This is a genomic window from Enterobacter sp. CCUG 70166 (assembly GCF_020224095.1).
GTDB lineage: Bacteria > Pseudomonadota > Gammaproteobacteria > Enterobacterales > Enterobacteriaceae > Enterobacter > Enterobacter intestinihominis.
Genome location: NZ_NRIQ01000005.1, coordinates 101841 through 121929 on the forward strand (window position 1 = coordinate 101841; position 20089 = coordinate 121929).

Below are 20089 nucleotides of genomic sequence, written 5' to 3' on the forward strand. Positions count from 1 at the left end.
GATGATAAACCAGCCAGATAGTTAGCGGCTAATTTATTTGACAGACGGGGCGAAAAAGCGGAGATCCAGGAGCGGTCGCCGGATGGCGCTGCGCTTATCCGGCCTACGGGTTTCCCCGCAGGCCAGCAGTCACGAAGATTATGCGTCGAACGGGTCGCGCAGGATCATCGTTTCAGTACGATCCGGGCCGGTAGAAATAATATCGATCGGCACTTCGGTCAGTTCTTCAATACGCTTAATGTAGTCCAGCGCAGCTTTTGGCAGGCCACTACGTTCTTTCACACCGAAGGTGGTCTCAGACCAGCCCGGCATGGTTTCGTAGATTGGCTCAATGCCTTCCCAGTCGTCAGCGGCCAGCGGAGTGGTAGTCACTTCGCGACCATCTGGCAGACGGTAGCCCACGCAGATTTTCACTTCTTTCAGGCCGTCCAGTACGTCCAGCTTGGTCAGGCAGAAGCCAGACAGGGAGTTGATCTGCACAGCACGACGCACGGCAACGGCGTCCAGCCAGCCGGTACGACGACGACGACCGGTGGTTGCGCCAAACTCGTTACCTTGCTTGCAGAGGAACTCGCCGGTTTCATCAAACAGCTCGGTCGGGAATGGACCTGCACCCACGCGAGTGGAGTACGCTTTGATGATGCCCAGAACGTAATCCACATAACGTGGGCCCAGGCCGGAGCCGGTTGCCACGCCACCCGCGGTGGTGTTAGAGGACGTTACGTACGGATAGGTACCGTGGTCGATGTCCAGCAGGGTACCCTGCGCACCTTCAAACATGACGAAATCGCCACGCTTGCGCGCCTGGTCCAGCAGATCGGACACATCAACAACCATGCCGGTCAGAATGTCAGCAATCGCCATGACGTCATCCAGCACTTTCTGGTAGTCAACGGCTTCGGCTTTATAGAAATTCACCAGCTGGAAGTTGTGATATTCCATCACTTCTTTCAGTTTTTCAGCGAAGGTCGCTTTGTCGAAGAGGTCGCCCACGCGCAGACCGCGACGAGCCACTTTATCTTCGTATGCCGGGCCGATGCCACGACCGGTAGTGCCGATCGCTTTCGCGCCACGCGCTTTTTCACGCGCCACGTCCAGCGCCACATGATAGTCCAGGATCAGCGGGCAGGCTTCGGAGAGCAGCAGACGCTCACGAACAGGGATACCACGGTCTTCCAGACCTTTCATCTCTTTCATCAGCGCAGCTGGAGACAGCACAACGCCGTTACCGATGATGCTGGTGACGTTTTCGCGAAGAATGCCTGATGGAATAAGATGGAGGACGGTTTTTTCACCGTTGATTACGAGAGTATGGCCTGCGTTGTGACCGCCCTGGTAGCGTACAACATATTTAGCCCGTTCAGTCAGAAGATCGACAATCTTCCCTTTACCTTCGTCACCCCATTGGGTGCCCAGTACGACGACGTTGTTACCCATTTTTTTCAAAATCACCGTTTGCTTAAAAATGGATTCTACCATCGCTTTTTCAGATATACAGCACTTTTTGACCCTAAAATATGCCGATTGCGGTTAGTTTTTGATCAGCCAATCGTTTTCCTCAACATGTAGTAGATAACGATACCGGCAACCACAAGTCCACCACCAAAACGACGCAAAATATTGTCCGGAAGTTGGCTCATGGTCGCGATCATCCGTCGCCATGCGCGTGGATAGAGCATCGGGCCGAGGCCTTCCAGCACCAAAACTAAAGCCAGTGCGAGCCAGATCGTTGAATTCATTTTTCATCCTTATAAAAGAAAACCACCGCTCCGTGAAGAGCGGTGGTTTGAATACTCAAACGAGCCTGAGTTTATCGCGTTGCGTTAGTCGGCGTCTTCATATAACGGAAGAAATCGCTGTCCGGGCTGAGTACCATCACATCCTGGTTGCTCTGGAAGCTATTCTCGTAAGCACGCAGGCTACGGATAAAGGCGTAGAAGTCGGGATCCTGGCTGAAGGCATCGGCAAACAGCTTCGCGGCTTCGGCATCGCCTTCACCACGCAGGATACGGCCCTGACGCTCAGATTCCGCCAGCGTCTTGGTCACTTCGTAGTCCGCTGCGGCACGCAGTTTCTCGGCCTCTTCCTGACCCTGTGAACGGTGACGACGGGCTACCGCTTCACGCTCGGCGCGCATACGGTTGTAGATCGCCTCGGACACCTCCGCTGGCAGGTTGATCTGCTTGATACGCACGTCAACCACTTCGATACCCAGTGCAGCCATACTGTTCGGGTTGATCACCGGTACTTTACCGTTGGTTTCAGCCTGAACGCGTTCAGCTGCTTTGGCAATCGCGTCATCCGCTGCCGGTGTTTCCACTTCGTCTTCGGTACCCGCTGTACCTGAGTTCAATGCATCACGCACTTCCAGGGTCAGACGACCTCGGGAGTCGGTCACGATGTCTTTTACATCCAGACGACCAATTTCAGAACGCAGACGGTCAGAAAACTTACGTTTCAGCAGCACTTCTGCCTGAGAAACGTCACCACCGCCGGTTGCCAGGAAGTAGCGGCTGAAGTCGCTGATGCGCCATTTGATGTAGGAATCAACGATCAGGTCTTTCTTCTCTTTAGTCACGAAACGGTCGGCCTGGTTATCCATGGTCTGGATACGTGCGTCGAGCGTTTTGACTGACTGAATGAAAGGCACCTTGAAGTGCAGACCCGGCTCGTAGATCACCGGACGCTTGTCGCCGTCACGCACGACGCTGCTAAACTGGAACTTGATCCCACGTTCGCCCTCTTTCACCACAAAGATGGAGGTGTAGAGCACGACCAGTGCGATGATGATGATCGCAATAACTGACTTACGCATCCTTATTCCCCCTGACGCTGGTAGTCGTTACGCTGCGCGTTAGCACGGCGTTGGTCCATAATGTCACCATCGTTCGAAGAAGGCGTTGTGTTCGCGCTGGAGCTACCAGACGAGGCTGGCGGCAGACGCAGCAGGTTGTTGGCTCCGCTGTTGTCTTTTGCTGCCGGTGCAGAACCGCCTTTAAGCATCTGATCCAGCGGCAGGACCATCAGGTTTCCGCCTTTGTTGTCGTTAACCAGCACTTTACGCGTATGGCTCAGCACTTTTTCCATGGTCTCGATATAGAGACGCTCACGGGTAATTTCCGGCGCGGCTTTATATTCCGGCAGGATCTTCGCGAAGCGAGCCACTTCACCCTGTGCTTCCAGGATGGTCTGGGTCTTATACGCGCGCGCTTCTTCCAGAATACGCTGCGCCTGACCGTTTGCACGCGGCTGAACTTCGTTGGTGTACGCTTCCGCTTCACGGATGTACTGCTGTTCGTTTTCACGCGCGGCAATCGCATCGTCAAACGCCGCTTTCACCTCTTCCGGCGGACGTGCAGCCTGGAAGTTGACGTCCAGCAGGGTGATACCCATGTTGTACGGACGGATGGTCTCTTCCAGCTCGCGCTGGGTATCGCTACGAATAACGGTACGACCTTCGGTCAGGATACGGTCCATGGTGTATTTACCGATCACGCCACGCAGGGCGCTGTCGGTCGCCTGACGCAGGCTGTCATCCGCGCTGGTCACGCTAAACAGATAACGCTCAGGATCGGTCACGCGGTACTGGACGTTCATCTCAACGCGCACCACGTTTTCGTCAGAGGTCAACATCACGCCAGACGCCGCCAGTTCACGGACGGACTCCACGTTCACTGCGGTCACGTTATCAATGAAGGTCGGTTTCCAGTTCAGGCCCGGCTCAACCAGATGGCTGAACTTACCGAAACGGGTTACCACGCCGCGCTCTGCTTCTTTAATGGTGTAGAACCCGCTGGCTGCCCAGATGATGACTACCGCCGCGGCCACAATGCTTACTACGCGGCCACCCATAGGCGGGCGCGGACTCTGAGTGGAGTTGCCACCCGAGCCAGAACATTTTCCTCCGCCAAGGCCACCAAGCTTTTTGCTCAGTTTGCGGAAGATATCATCCAGATCCGGCGGCCCCTGCTCGCGACCACCTTTGTTGCCATTTCCCCCAGAGTTGCCGCCTTGATTATTGCTGCTTCCCCACGGGTCGCGGTCTTGTCCGTTATTACCGGGCTGATTCCACGCCATGTATATGCTCCATATTTGTTATGCAAGGGCGAATTTTTCAGGCTTCCCCTTTCTGATCAGACGATATAGTCCGCCAGCGCAGGTTCTTGTTTACAGAGGCGACGCCAGTCAACGATCGGCATACGCACCTGCATCCCCACGCTGCCGTCATCCTCCATCCACTCTTTTTCTATCGCCTGAAGCTGATAAAACCGGCTACGCAGCCTGCCTTCCTGTGGCGGCAGTCGCAGCGTGTGCTGAGCTACCTCACCGGAAAGACGTTCTGTCAAAGCCTGGAAAAGCAGTGGCACACCAATCCCGGCCTGAGCAGATAGCCAGACCCGAATTGGTTTGTTCTCTTCATCTCGGTCAATACGCGGTTCGAAATCGTCCAGCATATCGATCTTGTTCATCACCAACAGGGTGGGAATTTCGTGGGCGTCAATCTCTTCGAGCACCACATTCACCGCGTCGATGTTTTCCTGCACGCGTACGTCAGCCGCATCAATCACGTGCAGCAGCAGGGTCGCCTGACGCGTCTCCTGCAACGTCGCTTTAAACGCCGCCACCAGATCGTGCGGCAGATGGCGGATAAACCCTACGGTATCCGCCAGTACCGTTTCACCGACGTCTGCGACGTCAATACGGCGCAGCGTAGGATCCAGGGTCGCAAACAGCTGGTCTGCGGCATACACCTGGGCCTCGGTTATCTGGTTAAACAGGGTGGATTTACCGGCGTTGGTATAGCCCACCAGCGACACCGTTGGGATGTCGGCTTTGGTTCGCGCCCGACGCCCCTGTTCGCGCTGTTTCTCGACACGCTCCAGACGAGAAAGGATCTGGGTTATACGGCCACGCAGCAAACGACGGTCGGTTTCGAGCTGGGTTTCACCCGGGCCACGTAAACCAATCCCGCCTTTTTGTCTTTCAAGGTGTGTCCAGCCACGCACCAGACGCGTCGCCAGATGGCGCAACTGCGCCAGCTCAACCTGCAACTTACCCTCGTGGGTACGCGCACGCTGAGCAAAAATATCTAAGATCAACCCCGTGCGATCGATAACACGACATTCGCAGAGAGCTTCCAGGTTACGTTCCTGAGCCGGAGACAGCGCATGATCAAACAGCACGACTGATGCGCCGGTTGCTTTTACGGCATCCGCAATTTCAACTGCTTTACCTTCACCAACAAAGTACTTCGGGTGCGGCGCTTTACGGCTACCGGTAATCACCTGCATTGCTTCGACACCGGCGGAAGAGACCAGAGATTCAAACTCCTGGAGGTCTTCCATATCTTTGTCTTGCGAAAAATAGATGTGTACCAGCACCGCCTGCTCACCGGCGTCATAACGGTCAAACAAGCGTAAACCTCTCTAAAAAGATCAGCGGGGAACGCAGGATCCCTGGCTCCCCGTGTGGAAAACAGCCCAAAACCTTATTCGGTTTCTTCGCTGTCCTGCGCAGGAGCAGATGAACCCTGCGCGTTGCTGCCATGATGGTAGTTACTGCCAGTGCCGCCGCCAGCGTTATTGCTGTGATGAGATACCGGACGGGACGGAACAACAGTAGAAATCGCGTGCTTATAGACCATCTGGCTGACCGTGTTTTTCAACAGGATCACGAACTGATCGAAAGACTCAATCTGACCTTGCAGCTTAATACCATTCACCAAATAAATAGAAACTGGAACACGCTCCCGACGCAATGCGTTCAGGAACGGATCTTGTAAAGATTGCCCCTTAGCCATTCTATCTTTTCCTTATATGCTTGTTTTGTACTTAGAACCTTGCGATTCTGAAAAATTGCGCACGATACGGCTTAATTGTACACATTCAGTCAGCGATATCACCAATAACCTCAATCACTTCGTTTAACGCCTGTTGTGGTTTTTCACTGTCTAACCAGTGAACCCCCTCCCAACCGCGCAACCAGGTGATCTGGCGCTTCGCTAACTGTCTCGTGGCGCAAACACCTCGATAAACCATTTCATCGTATGAAATCTCGCCTTCAAGATACGACCACATCTGGCGGTATCCCACACAACGAATGGAAGGCATGTCCGTATGCAAATCTCCACGGGCAAAAAGCGCCCGCACTTCTGCTTCAAAATCTGAAGCCAACATCTGATGAAAACGCTGCTCAATTCGTTGATGGAGCAGTTCACGGCTCGCCGGGGCGATGGCGAACTGATGCACCTGATACGGCAGAGCGTCTCCTGACGTTTGCGTCAGTTCCGTTAAAGTTTTACCCGAAATGAAAAAAACTTCCAGTGCCCGGGAAAGCCTTTGCGGATCGTTTGGGTGGATCCGCGCTGCGGCAACCGGATCAATCTCTTCCAGTTGCCTGTGCAAAACGTCCCACCCCTGCTCTGCCGCCTGCCGCTCAATCTTCGCTCTCACTTCCGGATCGGCCGATGGCAGAGGCGATAACCCCTCCAGCAGCGCCTTAAAGTAGAGCATCGTGCCGCCAACTAACAGCGGTATGCGTCCCGCGGCGGTAATCTCGGCCATCTCAGCTAAGGCGTCGCGGCGAAAATCTGCTGCGGAGTAAGCCTGTGCCGGGTCGAGAATATCCAGTAAACGGTGCGGTGCCGAACGTAGTTCGTCTGCGTTGGGCTTCGCCGTGCCGATGTCCATTCCTCGGTAAATGAGGGCTGAATCAACGCTAATCAACTCTACTGGCAAAACTTTACGTAACTCAATGGCTAACGCCGTTTTACCGGAGGCCGTTGGCCCCATTAAAAAAATCGCCTTTGGCAGGCTCGCCTTACTTACATCAGTCATGTTTCAGGGCGGTCATCGCCGTTTTTAAATCAACAGGTTGTAACATACCACCTGGCGGCGCTTTCACCAGCTGTGGACAGAGGCGTTCCACATCTGCCAGAACGGTAATCGCCTGCGCCATACTCCACGGCGAATGTTCGCTGGCCAGATGGCGGGCGATCCACTGCGCGGTATCGGCGGCATCAAACGTCGTTTGTTGCGCCAGGTAGCCTATCAGTTCAGGAATCAAGTTTTGTAAATTTTGTTGGCGTAAGGGTAAAGGCACTGCGCGAATTGTCACATGCTGCGCGTCCAGTACGATTTCAATCCCCATTTCGGCAAGAAGCGCCTGGGCACGCTGCAAAACCCCTGTTTCTTCATGGTTTATTTTCAACCGAACCGGGATCAGTAACGGCTGAGCACAGGCGGCGTTTTCCCCTGGCGTCAGTTGCGCCTGTTTAAGCCAGCGTTCCGCTACCGGCAACGCCAGCAGCATCAATTTCCCCTCGCGTTCAAGCAGTGCCATGTCCGGGGCGACAATCGTCAATACCCGGCCAAAACTCTGGCTATGTCCGTCAAGGGAAGACGGGGATACCTCAATATGTTCTTTCCGTTCCACGGCTGGGGTGTCCAGCAATTTACGGTATAACGCCCCTTGCTGCTTTTGATACCCCGGCTGGGCATTTGGGTAGTTGGCGCCCGTCGGGCGCGGTGCGCTTCCCGCTGACGAAAAACGCGGAGCCACTGGTTCGCGCGCGACTGCGGGTTCAGCGAAATGGTTACGTCCGGCCGCCACGCGATTTTCTGGCAGCGATCGCGGTGCAGGAACGTCGTTTTCCAGCAGCAGCGTTGGCTCAGCCTGCTTCTGCAAAACGCTAACGACGCCCTGATAGATAAAATCATGCACCAGACGCGACTGGTGGAAACGCACCTCGTGCTTGGCGGGGTGCACGTTAACGTCAACCTGATGCGGGTCGATCTCCAGATAAAGCACAAAGGCGGGCTGTTGATCGGCGCCGAGCTTATCTTCACAGGCCTGGCGAATGGCGTGGTTAATCAGGCGGTCGCGCATCATGCGACCGTTGACGTAGCAGTACTGAATCTCAGCAAACGCGGCGCTACTGGCGTTCGGATCGGCAACCCAGCCGCGCAGGGCCAAATCGCCATGCTGCCACTCAATGGCTAGCGCTTTTTCCAGGAACGGCGTGCCGCAGATGGCGCCCAGCCGACGCTCCTTTTGCCCGCCTTCCGCCACTGCCCGGTACTGACGCATCACCTTACCGTTATGACTGAGGTTAAGAGTGACATCAAAGCGTGCCAGCGCGATGCGGCGGATGATCTCGTCGATATGTCCGAATTCGGTCTTCTCGGTTCGCATAAACTTGCGCCGGGCGGGCGTGTTATAGAAAAGATCTAGCACTTCAAGCGTGGTGCCTACCGGGTGCGCCGCTGGTTTAACCGTGACGTCCATATCGCGCCCTTCGGCGTAGGCCTGCCAGGCTTCCTGCTGGTCGGCCGTGCGGGAGGTCAACGTTAAGCGGGAAACGGAGCTGATACTGGCCAGCGCTTCGCCGCGAAAACCCAGGCTGATAATCGCTTCCAGATCGTCAAGTGACGCAATTTTACTGGTGGCATGACGCGCCAGCGCCAGCGCCAGCTCGTCCTTTTTGATGCCACAGCCGTTATCACGAATGCGGATAAGCTTTGCGCCCCCGCGTTCAATATCGATATCAATGCGGGTCGCCCCTGCATCGAGGCTGTTTTCCACCAGCTCTTTTACCACCGATGCAGGGCGTTCCACCACCTCACCGGCGGCGATTTGGTTCGCGAGCTGCGGCGGTAGAACCTGAATCGGCATGAACTCTCCTTAATTAGTCGCGGTCATCTCACCCGGCAGCGCGGCGCTTGCCGTCTGGGCTGCCCCGCCCTGCGGCGCAGACTGAAGCGGATGCGCGTCAAAGTATTTACGCAGACCGTTATAAATCGCTTCAGCAATTTGCTGCTGATAGCTGTCGCTTCCCAGTAAACGCTCTTCACCGTGATTACTGATAAAACCCGTCTCTACCAGAATCGACGGAATATCCGGCGAACGCAGGACACCGAGGCTCGCATGTTCCGGACGACGCTTATGCAGCGATCCGACGCTTTGCAGCTGGTTGAGTACGTTAGTGGCGACATCATACCCGAGGCGCTGAGAATGACCGAACTGTAAATCCAGTACCGCCTGGCTGAGATACGGATCGGCCTGGCTGTTTGCCAGCACATCGCCTGCCCCGCCTAACAGTTCAGACTGCTTCTCGTGCTCTTCAAGCCAGTTCGCCATTTCACTGTTGGCACGACGGTTCGACAGCACCCATACCGACGCGCCGGTGGCGTTACGGTTCGGCGCAGCATCCGCGTGAATCGACACCAGGAAGTTGGCGTTTTGCTTACGCGCCACATCCGAGCGTCCCATCACTGAAATAAAATAATCTCCGTCGCGGGTCATGACCCCTTTAAACATCGGATCGTCATTCAGAAGCGCACGCAGCTTACGGGCAATGGCGATAGTGACGTTTTTCTCCCGCGTGCCGCCCGGGCCAATCGCGCCAGGATCTTGCCCGCCGTGTCCGGCGTCGATGGCGATAATCACTTTGTCGCCACTGACCGGCGTTCGCCGCGCGCTGACCGCCGGACGCGTCACCGTGTTGCTGCTGGTCACGGCGGTAAGTCGGTCATTTTGTGATTTAAACGGATTACGGGCTGGCTCAGACGGCCTTGGGGTATAAACCGGCGCTTCTACGCGTTTTGCTACCACAGGTGCAGGCGGTGGCGGCGGCGGAACATCAGCATTAATGGTAAAAACCACCGTATAACTGGCGCCGTTTTGCTGCTTAACCGCCTTCGTTTTGCCCTTTTCGGTGAGATCGACCACCAGACGCAGAGACTGCGCATCCTTCGGCGTCCCCGAACGGATGCTTTTCACCAGATTGTTGCCGCTGAACTGGAGCGGCAGCCCCTGGATCACCCCGGACTGTTTAATATCGAGCGCCACGCTGCGGCTGTCGATTTGTGAGAAAGCATATTCAGGATCGCCCATAAAGCTGAAGGTAATGCGGGCCTGGCTATCGCCATTCGACACCTGAATATCCGAGAGGCTGGCCGCACCGGCCTGCGCGCACAGCAGAACCGTGGCTGCCAAAATCCAACCTTTAACGCGATTAATCATCCCGTTATCCCTACGCTCAACCGGCTAAACGCGCCAGTAAGGAACAGCCTGATGAGGAAACCGCACTGATGCGCGCCTCACGCCCTTGTGCCTGATAATCCAAGTGAATTTCGACATCCGGGTCAGGCAGCACACCCGCACCTTGTTGCGGCCACTCCACCAGGCAAATGGCGTCGTTGGCAAAGTAATCGCGGATCCCCATAAATTCCAGCTCCTCAGGATCCGCAAGACGATATAAATCAAAGTGGTACACCATGATATTTTCAAGCGTGTACGGTTCTACTAGCGTATAAGTCGGGCTTTTTACGTTCCCGTTATGGCCTAACGCCTGCAAAAAACCACGGCTGAAGGTTGTTTTACCCGCGCCTAAATCACCATACAGATAAATGACGGTCGCCCCCTGACAGGCCTGCGCCACGCGCTTGCCGAGATCTAAAGTGGCTTGTTCATCAGGTAAAGGAATCGCTCGATTAGTCATTTTCTACGTCAATCACATCCGGGTTAACAACACGCCGCAGCGTGCAAAAAAGATCGGTGGCCAGCATACCGCGCGTTCCGTAACGAGCAGCCAGCCTGTCAGCCGCCGCACCGTGGGCCACGCAGCCAGCACAGGCTGCATCATAAAGGGGTAGTTTCTGTCCGAGCAATGCGCCAATGATGCCAGAGAGCACATCACCCATGCCGCCGCTCGCCATGCCTGCATTACCGGCATCAACGATGCCCATCGCATCATCGCTGGCGATAACGGTCCCCGCCCCTTTCAAAACGGCAACACCTCCGTAACGTTTTACCAGACGTTGGGCTGAAAGTAAGCGATCGCTTTCAATTTCTGCCACGCTACAGTTAAGCAGCCGTGCGGCTTCGCCGGGGTGTGGCGTCAGAATGCGATTGTGACGCTTATCCGGGTTTATTGCCAGAAGGTTAAGCGCGTCGGCATCCCAGAGCATCGGCTTACGAAAATTCTCGGCCTTTTGCAGGGCCTGTTTACCCCACTCCTGCTGACCCAGGCCCGGACCAATGACTACCACGTCCGCCCACTCAAGACCCTCTTCAATCGCCTGTGTGGCAAGCTCGTGGACCATCAGCTCCGGCCGCGCGGTAATAATCGGCGGAATGTTTTCGCTGCGGGTCAGCACGCGTACTAATCCGGCACCGCTGCGCAACGCGGCCTCTCCTGTCATGCGAATCGCACCTGCCGTGCCATGATCGCCACCGATAATCAGCAGCCGGCCATGATCACCCTTATGGGATGTGGGGCGGCGCGGAGGCAGCCACTGAGCAAGCAGGGAGGCATCAAAGCGGGTGATGTGGGTATCCTGTCCAGCCAGCCAGTTTTCCAGCCCCAGTGCGTTGTGATGTAACGTCCCCACGACATCCCGCGCTTTACCGGTAAGCAAACCCGGCTTCAGGGCGATAAAGGTCACGGTGTGCGCAGCCTCAATCGACACGCCCGGCGTCGCGCCGGTTTGCGCCATCAGGCCGGAGGGAATATCCAGCGCCACCACCGGGGCGGGGTGCGCATTAGCGTGGGTAATCAGCGCGGCGACGTCATCGCGAGGCGCGCGCATCAGCCCCGTCCCCAGCAGACCATCAACAATCACGTCGACATCCTCGGGCCAGATAATATCAGGCGCATGAATAATGCCCCCCGCATTCAGCCAGGCCTCTCTCGCCATGCCAGCCTCTTCCGGTAGCGGCTTGTCGCTCACCAGCGCCAGCAGGGTAACGCGCAGCCCCGCCGCCACCGCAAGACGAGCCACCACATAGCCATCGCCACCGTTATTGCCGTGCCCGCACAGAATCAGGTAGTGCGAGGCATCCGGATAAGCCGTGCGCGCTACGTTAAACGCCGCCTCGCCCGCGCGCTGCATCAGTTCATAAAGGGTAACGCCCAGGCTATCTGCGGCCTCTTTTTCGGCCCGACGGAGGTCATCCGCATGCCAGATGGAATGTGGTATACTTGCGGGGTTTTTCTTCACAGTATGGTCCGTCATGTCACAGCCCCTCGATCTCAATGAATTAGCGCAAAAAATAAAACAGTGGGGTGCTGAACTGGGCTTCCAGAAGGTCGGTATTACCGATACCGACCTCTCTGCCAGCGAGCCTAAGCTACAGGCATGGCTGGATAAACAATACCACGGCGAGATGGAGTGGATGGCGCGCCACGGTATGATGCGTGCCCGCCCCCACGAGCTGTTGCCGGGTACGCTGCGCGTCATTAGCGTACGCATGAACTATCTGCCCGCTAACGCGGCCTTTGCGCGCACGCTAAAAAATCCTTCGCTGGGTTACGTCAGCCGATACGCTCTGGGACGTGATTACCATAAACTTCTGCGCAACCGTCTAAAAAAGCTCGGGGAAACCATTCAGCAGCACTGTGTTTCGCTGAATTTTAGACCCTTTGTCGATTCTGCGCCTATTCTTGAGCGCCCGATCGCCGAAAAAGCCGGGCTTGGCTGGACAGGTAAGCACTCACTTATCTTAAGCCGCGACGCGGGCTCATTCTTTTTCCTGGGTGAATTGTTGATTGATTTACCCCTGCCGGTAGACGGTCCGGTGGAAGAAGGGTGTGGCCGCTGCGTGGCCTGTATGACCATATGCCCAACGGGCGCTATCGTTGAACCCTATACCGTTGATGCGCGCCGCTGTATCTCTTATCTCACCATCGAGCTGGAAGGTGCTATTCCAGAGGAATTTCGTCCGCTTATTGGCAACCGCATCTACGGCTGTGATGACTGCCAGCTGATTTGTCCGTGGAACCGTTATTCACAGTTGACGGACGAAGAAGACTTCAGTCCCCGCAAGGCGTTACATGCCCCGCAGCTGATCGAACTGTTCGCCTGGAGCGAAGCCTGGTTCCTGAAGGTGACGGAAGGTTCCGCCATACGTCGTATCGGCCACCTGCGCTGGCTGCGTAATGTGGCCGTTGCGCTGGGTAATGCCCCATGGGATGAAGCCAATCTTCAGGCGCTTGAAAGCCGCAGAGGTGAGCACCCACTTCTTGATGAGCACATAGAATGGGCGATTGCGCAGCAAATTGAGAAGCGAAATGCCGGCGTGGTTGAAGTGCAGTTACCGAAGAAACAGCGCCTGGTCAGGGTGATTGAAAAAGGGCTGCCACGGGATGTGTGATATATTCACAGGCTGTGAATAAAAATAAGAATTCAGGCGCCATAAGGTTTAGCAAACAGGTCAAGTGATCTCAATAACATTTTGAAATCAAATTTTCTTCATAGATTACAGTTAATTACGAAGATATTATTCACCCTGCTAACATTTTGCACAACTGGGATTTATCACAGTTTCTGTGGATAACTCTGTTTACAAGAGTGTTTCAGATACAATAGAAAACGTCCCCAACGAAGCATTTCGCTGTGGATAATTTAGGAAAGAAGAAGAATTTGGAGCGGGAAACGAGACTCGAACTCGCGACCCCGACCTTGGCAAGGTCGTGCTCTACCAACTGAGCTATTCCCGCTTGGGTATTCTGGTGCTGTGCGTATCTTGCGATACTTTCAAATTTTGGAGCGGGAAACGAGACTCGAACTCGCGACCCCGACCTTGGCAAGGTCGTGCTCTACCAACTGAGCTATTCCCGCTTGGGTGTTCTGGTGCTGGCGTATCTTGCGATACTTTTCAAATTTTGGAGCGGGAAACGAGACTCGAACTCGCGACCCCGACCTTGGCAAGGTCGTGCTCTACCAACTGAGCTATTCCCGCAAATCTGTACTGCTTTTGTTGCTGTCGTAACGTGTAATTCTCTGTCGTTACGGGAGGCGCATTATACGAGAAATCCGTTTAGCTGCAACCCCCCTCAAAGCGATTTTTTTGAAATTCAGTTCAAGTGCTTATTTAATCGGCAAGCTGAACAATTTAGCGACAAAAACCCGGCCACGCAAGGCGCCGGATCGCAAAATTAAAGCTTAATAAAGTTTTCGCGATAGTACGCCAGCTCCGCAACAGACTCACGGATGTCGTCCATTGCTTGGTGCGTCCCCTGCTTTGTGAAGCCGTCGAGAATTTCCGGTTTCCAGCGGCGGGCCAGCTCTTTTAAGGTGCTCACATCCAGATAGCGGTAGTGGAAGTAGGACTCCAGCTCCGGCATGTACTTAAACAGGAAACGACGATCCTGACCAATGCTGTTGCCACAGATAGGCGATTTTCCTGCCGGCACCCACTGCTTCAGAAACTCAAGCGTCGCCAGCTCCGCTTCGCGGTCGCCCAGAGTGCTGGCCTTCACGCGTTCCACCAGCCCGCTGCCAGTATGGGTACGCACGTTCCACTCATCCATCAGCGCAAGCTGGTCATCGGACTGGTGCACGGCAATCGTTGGGCCTTCCGCCAGAATATTGAGGTTGGCATCGGTGACCAGTGTGGCGATCTCAATAATGCGATCGCGCTCGGGATCCAGGCCGGTCATCTCCAGATCGATCCAAATCAGGTTGTTTTCGTCCGCGCTCATGTTATTTTCCACCCTTCTCGCTTAACCGGCAGTAGCAGGTTAACTAGTATTAATTAGAGTGTATCATAGAGGTTTTGCCCGCTATGGGCGACCAGGAGCCAGCGCGATTGAGTAAAAATAAACTCTCCAAAGGGCAGCAGCGCCGCGTGAATGCAAATCACCAGCGCCGTCTTAAAACCACTACGGAGAAGCCCGATTACGACGACAACCTGTTTGGCGAAGCGACGGAAGGCGTGGTGATTAGCCGCTTCGGTATGCATGCCGATGTCGAGTCTGCCGACAGGGACATCCACCGTTGCAATATCCGTCGCACCATCCGTTCCCTGGTGACCGGTGACCGCGTGGTCTGGCGTCCAGGCAAAGCGGCTGCGGAAGGGGTAACGGTTAAAGGTATCGTTGAAGCCGTGCATGAACGCACGTCGGTTCTGACCCGTCCTGATTTCTACGACGGCGTAAAGCCCATTGCCGCCAATATCAACCAGATCGTGATCGTTTCAGCGATTTTACCCGAACTTTCGCTCAACATTATTGACCGTTACCTGGTGGCCTGCGAGACGCTACAGGTTGAGCCGCTCATCGTGCTGAATAAAATCGATCTGCTGGATGACGAGGCCATGGCCTTTGTGAATGAGCAGATGGATATCTATCGCAATATTGGTTATCGCGTTTTGATGGTTTCCAGCCGCACCAAAGATGGCCTGAAGCCGTTAGAAGATGCGCTGACCGACCGCATCAGTATCTTTGCAGGGCAGTCTGGCGTGGGTAAATCGAGCCTGCTTAACAACCTGCTCGGCCTTCAGCAAGAAATCCTGACCAACGATGTGTCGGACGTCTCCGGGCTGGGCCAGCACACCACCACCGCCTCACGTCTCTATCACTTCCCGCACGGCGGCGATGTGATTGACTCCCCGGGTGTGCGTGAATTTGGTCTCTGGCATCTCGAGCCGGAACAAATCTTTAACGGATTTGTCGAATTCCATGACTATATAGGCGCTTGCAAATACCGCGACTGTAAACATGACAACGATCCGGGCTGCGCCATCCGCGAAGCGGTGGAGAACGGTGAAATAGCGGAAACCCGTTTCGAAAATTACCATCGTATTCTCGAAAGCATGGACCAGGTAAAAACGCGTAAAAACTTTTCTGATTCTGATAACTGACAACTAAGCTAAGCGTCGCTAAAATCGTCCCCTTTTTTCAGGTTCCGGCAGCGTACTGCCGGATCAGGAACGACAAAACAATGGCCTGGAGGCTACCTTGTTAAACTCATTTAAACTTTCGCTTCAATACATTCTGCCTAAACTGTGGCTCACTCGCCTGGCGGGCTGGGGCGCGAGCAAACGAGCGGGCTGGCTGACCAAACTGGTCATCGACCTGTTCGTGAAATACTACAAGGTCGACATGAAAGAAGCGCAGAAGCCGGATACGGCAAGCTACCGCACCTTCAACGAATTTTTTGTGCGTCCGCTGCGCGACGAAGTGCGCCCGCTGAATACCGACCCGAACGTGCTGGTGATGCCTGCTGACGGCGTGATCAGCCAGCTGGGTAAAATTGAAGACGACAAAATTTTGCAGGCGAAAGGCCATAACTACAGCCTGGAAGCGCTGCTGGCCGGTAACTACATAATGGCGGATCTGTTCCGCAACGGGACTTTCGCGACCACCTATCTCTCCCCACGCGACTACCACCGCGTTCATATGCCGTGTAACGGCATCCTGCGCGAGATGATCTACGTGCCGGGGGATCTGTTCTCTGTAAACCACCTGACGGCGCAAAACGTCCCTAACCTGTTTGCCCGTAACGAGCGCGTCATCTGCCTGTTTGATACTGAATTTGGCCCAATGGCGCAGATTCTGGTAGGTGCTACCATTGTGGGCAGCATCGAAACCGTCTGGGCGGGCACCATTACGCCGCCACGCGAAGGCGTGATCAAGCGCTGGACCTGGCCTGCCGGGGAAGAAGAAGGTTCTGTGGCCCTGCTGAAAGGTCAGGAGATGGGCCGCTTCAAGCTGGGCTCAACGGTAATCAACCTGTTCGCACCGGGCAAAGTTAACCTTGTCGACGAGCTGGAAAGCCTGTCCGTGACCAAACTCGGCCAGCCTCTGGCAGTATCGACGGAGGTCTTTGCAACGCCAGACGTTGCGCCAGCCCCGTTGCCGGAAGAAGAGATCAAAGCCGAGCACGATGCCAGCCCGCTGGTTGACGACAAAAAAGACGAAGGTTAACAACAGAAGGATCGCTGACGTGCGCCCGATTATCGTATTACTGATGGCCTGGTGCCTCAGCATGGGGGCGTACGCAGCGACGGCCCCCGACGCCAAACAGATAACCCAGGAGCTGGAGCAGGCAAAAGCGGCGAAACCCGCTCAGCCGGAGGCCGTTGAGTCGCTCCAGTCTGCACTGAACGCACTTGAGGAACGAAAGGGTTCTCTTGAGCGCGCCCAGCAATATCAGCAGGTTATCGACAACTTCCCCAAACTCTCTCAAACCCTGCGCTCGCAGTTAAACAGCCTGCGTGATGAACCACGCCAGGTACCCGCAGGGATGACGTCCGAGGCGCTGAATCAGGAGATCCTGCAAGTCAGCAGCCAGCTGCTGGAAAAAAGCCGTCTGGCACAGCAGGAGCAGGAACGGGCGCGTGAAATTGCCGACTCTCTCAGTCAGCTTCCACAGCAGCAAACCGATGCCCGCCGTCAGTTAAATGAGGTGGAACGCCGCATTGGGACGCAGACCGGCAACACCCCGCAGAATCAGGCCCAAAATCTTGGGCTACAGGCGGAATCCGCCAGACTAAAAGCGCTGGTTGATGAACTGGAGTTGGCACAGCTTTCTGCTAACAACCGCCAGGAGCTGTCACGGATGCGTTCGGAACTGGCGCAGAAGCAGAGCGAACAGCTGGATGCGTATCTCCAGGCGCTGAGAAATCAACTCAACAGCCAGCGTCAGCGTGAAGCTGAACGTGCGCTGGAAAGCACCGAGTTGTTGGCCGAAAACAGCGCTAACCTGCCCGACAGCATCGTCGCCCAGTTTAAGGTTAACCGCGAGCTTTCTGCCGCGCTGAATCAGCAGGCGCAGCGCATGGATTTGGTGGCCTCGCAGCAGCGTCAGGCCACTAATCAAACCCTCCAGGTTCGTCAGGCTCTCAACACGCTGCGTGAACAGTCCCAGTGGCTTGGCTCATCTAACCTGTTGGGCGAAGCGTTACGCGCACAGGTGGCTCGTCTGCCAGAGATGCCAAAACCGCAGCAGCTTGATACGGAGATGGCGCAGCTGCGCGTTCAGCGTCTTCATTATGAAGACCTTCTTAATAAGCAGCCGCAAATCCGCCAGATCCGTCAAGCTGACGGACAGCCGCTCACCGGCGAGCAAAGCCGTATTCTGGAAGCGCAGCTGCGCACCCAACGCGAACTGCTCAATTCCCTGTTGCAGGGGGGCGATACGCTGATCCTCGAACTCACCAAGCTGAAAGTCTCAAACAGCCAGCTGGAGGACGCGCTGAAAGAGGTCAACGAAGCCACGCACCGTTATCTGTTCTGGACATCCGACGTGCGGCCGATGACCTTCGCCTGGCCGATTGAGATCGTGCAGGATCTGCGCCGCCTCATTTCGCTGGACACCTTCAGCCAGCTGGGTCTCGCCAGCGTGATGATGCTCACCAGTAAGGAGACCATCTTCCCGCTGCTGGGGGCACTGATTCTGGTGGGTTTCAGTATTTATTCCCGTCGCCACTTCACCCGTTTCCTTGAGCGCTCCAGCGCCCGGGTGGGGAAAGTGACACAGGATCACTTCTGGCTGACGCTGCGTACAGTGTTCTGGTCAATTCTGGTCGCGTCTCCGCTGCCGGTGCTGTGGATGACGCTCGGATACGGCCTGCGTGAAGCCTGGCCCTATCCGCTTGCCGTCGCAATTGGCGATGGCGTGACCGCCACCGTTCCGCTGCTGTGGGTGGTGATGATTTGCGCCACGTTTGCGCGGCCAAATGGTCTGTTCATCGCTCACTTTGGCTGGCCGCGTAATCGCGTGGCGCGGGCGATGCGCTATTACCTGATGAGCATCGGGCTGATTGTGCCGCTAATTATGGCGCTGATCATGTTCGATAATCTCAATGACCGGGAGTTCTCCGGCTCGCTGGGACGGCTGTGCTTTATGCTGATCTGCGGGGCATTAGCGGTAGTGACGCTCAGCCTGAAGCGCGCCGGGATCCCGCTTTATCTCGACAAGTCCGGCAGTGGCGATAACATGTTTAACCGTCTGCTGTGGAACCTGCTGCTTAGCGCGCCGCTGGCGGCGATGCTGGCGGCGGCTGTCGGTTATCTCGCCACATCGCAGGCGCTGCTCGCACGGCTGGAAACGTCAGTAGCTATCTGGTTCCTGCTGCTGGTGGTCTACCATGTAATTCGCCGCGGCATGCTGATCCAGCGTCGTCGTCTGGCGTTTGACCGTGCCAAACATCGTCGCGCAGAAATACTGGCTCAGCGCGCGCGGGGTGAGGAAGAGCCGAACCACGTCAACAGCACCGAAGGGACTTCAGACGCCGATGACGTCGAACTGGATCTCGATGCGATCAGTACCCAGTCCCTGCGGCTGGTACGCTCAATTCTGATGCTGGTTGCCCTGCTGTCGGTGATCTTCCTGTGGTCGGAAATCCACTCTGCGTTTGGCTTCCTGGAGAACATCTCTTTGTGGGATGTGACGTCGACGGTGCAGGGGGTCGAAAGCCTGGAGCCCATCACCTTAGGGGCCGTGCTGATTGCGATTCTGGTACTCATTATCACCACGCAGCTGATCCGTAACTTCCCTGCCCTGCTGGAGCTGGCGCTGTTGCAGCATCTGGATTTAACCCCCGGCACAGGCTATGCGATCACCACCATTACCAAGTATTTAATCATGCTGTTTGGTGGGCTGGTTGGCTTCTCGATGATTGGTATCGAATGGTCAAAACTGCAATGGCTGGTTGCCGCCCTGACCGTAGGCCTGGGCTTTGGTTTACAGGAGATCTTTGCCAACTTCGTCTCGGGTCTGATCATTCTGTTTGAAAAGCCGATTCGAATTGGCGATACGGTGACCATCCGCGATCTGACCGGCAGCGTCACCAGGATCAACACCCGCGCCACCACCATCAGCGACTGGGACCGTAAAGAGATCATCGTCCCGAACAAAGCGTTTATCACCGAGCAGTTTATCAACTGGTCGCTGTCTGACTCCGTCACGCGTGTGGTGCTGACCGTACCCGCTCCGTCGGATGCCAACAGCGAAGAGGTGACGCAGATCCTGTATACGGCTGCTGAACGCTGTTCGCTGGTGATCGACAACCCGCCGCCGGAAGTCTTCCTGGTTGATTTGCAGCAGGGGATCCAGATTTTCGAGCTGCGTATCTACGCCGCCGAGATGGGACACCGTATGCCGCTGCGCCATGAGATCCACCAGCTGATCCTGGCTGGCTTCCGCGAGCACGGAATTGATATGCCGTTCCCACCTTTCCAGATGCGTCTGGAAACGCTGGACGGACGTAAGACGGGAAGAACGTTGACGTCTGCGGCGCGTTCGCGCCCGGCGGGAAGTTTATAATCCATTTCCCCCTCCCTTCCGGGAGGGGTTTTTTC

General features: G+C 55.7%; 16 protein-coding genes and 3 tRNA genes. 4 read left to right on the forward strand and 15 right to left on the reverse strand.

Going from position 1 to position 20089, the window contains the following annotated elements; all coding sequences use genetic code 11:
* Positions 1-138: 138 nt before the first annotated feature.
* From CKK19_RS02910 to nnr, 11 genes are all read right to left on the reverse strand, one after another.
* Positions 139-1437 carry an adenylosuccinate synthase gene (locus tag CKK19_RS02910; protein WP_032621775.1) on the reverse strand — a complete coding sequence of 433 codons (1299 nt, stop codon included), beginning with the start codon at positions 1435-1437 and terminating at the stop codon, positions 139-141.
* Between the two features lie 104 nt (positions 1438-1541).
* On the reverse strand, positions 1542-1739 hold the full coding sequence (locus tag CKK19_RS02915; protein WP_003855996.1) for a DUF2065 domain-containing protein: 198 nt from the start codon (positions 1737-1739) through the stop codon (positions 1542-1544).
* Positions 1740-1810: 71 nt separating this feature from the next.
* On the reverse strand, positions 1811-2815 hold the full coding sequence (gene hflC / locus CKK19_RS02920) for a protease modulator HflC (protein WP_022646821.1): 1005 nt from the start codon (positions 2813-2815) through the stop codon (positions 1811-1813).
* A gap of 2 nt (positions 2816-2817) precedes the next feature.
* Positions 2818-4077 (reverse strand): FtsH protease activity modulator HflK, encoded by a 1260-nt coding sequence (gene hflK / locus CKK19_RS02925; protein ID WP_063853099.1) that lies wholly within the window; start codon positions 4075-4077, stop codon positions 2818-2820.
* 56 nt (positions 4078-4133) lie between these two features.
* Entirely contained in the window at positions 4134-5414 is a 1281-nt protein-coding gene (gene hflX, locus CKK19_RS02930; protein ID WP_003855991.1) for a ribosome rescue GTPase HflX, read from the reverse strand.
* Positions 5415-5488: 74 nt separating this feature from the next.
* Positions 5489-5800, reverse strand: a complete 312-nt coding sequence (gene hfq, locus CKK19_RS02935; RefSeq protein ID WP_006810391.1) for an RNA chaperone Hfq — start codon at positions 5798-5800, stop codon at positions 5489-5491.
* A gap of 85 nt (positions 5801-5885) precedes the next feature.
* Positions 5886-6836, reverse strand: a complete 951-nt coding sequence (gene miaA, locus CKK19_RS02940) for a tRNA (adenosine(37)-N6)-dimethylallyltransferase MiaA (RefSeq protein WP_063853101.1) — start codon at positions 6834-6836, stop codon at positions 5886-5888.
* Positions 6829-8673, reverse strand: coding sequence for a DNA mismatch repair endonuclease MutL (mutL, locus tag CKK19_RS02945; protein WP_225455025.1), 1845 nt, complete (start codon positions 8671-8673; stop codon positions 6829-6831). Before mutL ends, miaA begins: the two co-directional genes overlap by 8 nt.
* Before the next feature lie 9 nt (positions 8674-8682).
* Complete coding sequence (gene amiB / locus CKK19_RS02950; RefSeq protein WP_063853105.1) at positions 8683-10023, reverse strand: N-acetylmuramoyl-L-alanine amidase AmiB; 1341 nt, start codon at positions 10021-10023, stop codon at positions 8683-8685.
* Positions 10024-10039: 16 nt separating this feature from the next.
* On the reverse strand, positions 10040-10501 hold the full coding sequence (tsaE, locus tag CKK19_RS02955) for a tRNA (adenosine(37)-N6)-threonylcarbamoyltransferase complex ATPase subunit type 1 TsaE (RefSeq protein ID WP_003855970.1): 462 nt from the start codon (positions 10499-10501) through the stop codon (positions 10040-10042).
* A complete protein-coding gene (gene nnr, locus CKK19_RS02960; RefSeq protein WP_063853108.1) occupies positions 10494-12017 on the reverse strand; it encodes a bifunctional ADP-dependent NAD(P)H-hydrate dehydratase/NAD(P)H-hydrate epimerase in 1524 nt (507 codons plus the stop codon). Before nnr ends, tsaE begins: the two co-directional genes overlap by 8 nt.
* On the opposite strand from nnr, the gene queG reads away from it, so the two are divergent.
* Entirely contained in the window at positions 12016-13155 is a 1140-nt protein-coding gene (gene queG, locus CKK19_RS02965; RefSeq protein ID WP_015572463.1) for a tRNA epoxyqueuosine(34) reductase QueG, read from the forward strand. The genes nnr and queG overlap by 2 nt on opposite strands.
* A 270-nt stretch (positions 13156-13425) precedes the next feature.
* Here queG and CKK19_RS02970 read toward each other — a convergent pair.
* From CKK19_RS02970 to orn, 4 genes are all read right to left on the reverse strand, one after another.
* Positions 13426-13501: transfer RNA gene (locus tag CKK19_RS02970), tRNA-Gly, on the reverse strand.
* 45 nt (positions 13502-13546) lie between these two features.
* Positions 13547-13622, reverse strand: a tRNA-Gly gene (locus CKK19_RS02975).
* A 45-nt stretch (positions 13623-13667) separates the two neighbouring features.
* Positions 13668-13743, reverse strand: a tRNA-Gly gene (locus CKK19_RS02980).
* A gap of 196 nt (positions 13744-13939) precedes the next feature.
* On the reverse strand, positions 13940-14485 hold the full coding sequence (gene orn, locus CKK19_RS02985) for an oligoribonuclease (protein ID WP_003855965.1): 546 nt from the start codon (positions 14483-14485) through the stop codon (positions 13940-13942).
* A 107-nt stretch (positions 14486-14592) separates the two neighbouring features.
* Here orn and rsgA point away from each other — a divergent pair, with 107 nt between their 5' ends.
* From rsgA to mscM, 3 genes are all read left to right on the forward strand, one after another.
* On the forward strand, positions 14593-15645 hold the full coding sequence (gene rsgA / locus CKK19_RS02990) for a small ribosomal subunit biogenesis GTPase RsgA (RefSeq protein WP_074174365.1): 1053 nt from the start codon (positions 14593-14595) through the stop codon (positions 15643-15645).
* Positions 15646-15742: 97 nt separating this feature from the next.
* A complete protein-coding gene (asd, locus tag CKK19_RS02995) occupies positions 15743-16711 on the forward strand; it encodes an archaetidylserine decarboxylase (protein WP_022646813.1) in 969 nt (322 codons plus the stop codon).
* A gap of 19 nt (positions 16712-16730) precedes the next feature.
* Positions 16731-20054, forward strand: a complete 3324-nt coding sequence (gene mscM / locus CKK19_RS03000; protein ID WP_022646812.1) for a miniconductance mechanosensitive channel MscM — start codon at positions 16731-16733, stop codon at positions 20052-20054.
* Positions 20055-20089: the final 35 nt, after the last annotated feature.